This is a genomic window from Salinimicrobium marinum (assembly GCF_014651535.1).
GTDB classification, from domain to species: Bacteria; Bacteroidota; Bacteroidia; order Flavobacteriales; family Flavobacteriaceae; genus Salinimicrobium; species Salinimicrobium marinum.
This window is the reverse complement of the sequence record NZ_BMXB01000055.1, coordinates 1-610: the sequence shown is the minus strand read 5'-3', so window position 1 is coordinate 610 and position 610 is coordinate 1. Positions and strand designations below refer to the sequence as shown.

1 protein-coding gene is annotated in these 610 nt (G+C 43.8%); it reads left to right on the top strand.

Features of this window, described 5'->3' with window-relative positions:
* On the top strand, positions 1-610 hold a 610-nt coding region (locus IE056_RS18335), incomplete at both ends, for an HYR domain-containing protein (RefSeq protein WP_189606438.1).

The following is a 610-nucleotide window of genomic DNA, read 5'->3' as shown; positions in this document are numbered from 1 at the left end:
TTCTGATAACTGCGAGTTCACCGTTGAACAAACTGCCGGATTAGCTTCAGGAAGTGAATTCCCATTGGGAACCACTACCAATACTTTCGTGGTGACCGATGCTGCTGGAAATACTGCTACCTGTAGCTTTGATGTGACCATCACCGATGATGAAGATCCAACATTAACTTGTCCTGAAAACATTGACGTAAATGTTGATGCTGGAATCTGCGGCGCGGTGGTAGAATTTACAACTCCGGAAGGTTTTGATAACTCAGGAGATGTAAGTGTAACTCAAATTGCCGGTCCGGTGTCAGGAGAAGTTTTCCCTGTGGGAACTACTACTGTGACTTTCCAGGCGGAAGATGCTTCAGGAAACACTGCAAACTGTAGCTTTGAAGTAACTGTAAATGATTACGAAGCTCCTGAAATTACTTCAGTGGCCAATATCACTCAGAATGTAGATGTGGATTCATGTTCTGCAACTGTGGAGTATGAACTACCAACGGCAACCGATAATTGTGAAGGTGTAACTGTAGAAATGAATGAAGGTTTAGCTTCAGGAGAAGTTTTCCCACTGGGAGAAACTACCGTTACTTACACAGCAACCGATGCTGCAGGAAATGAAGTA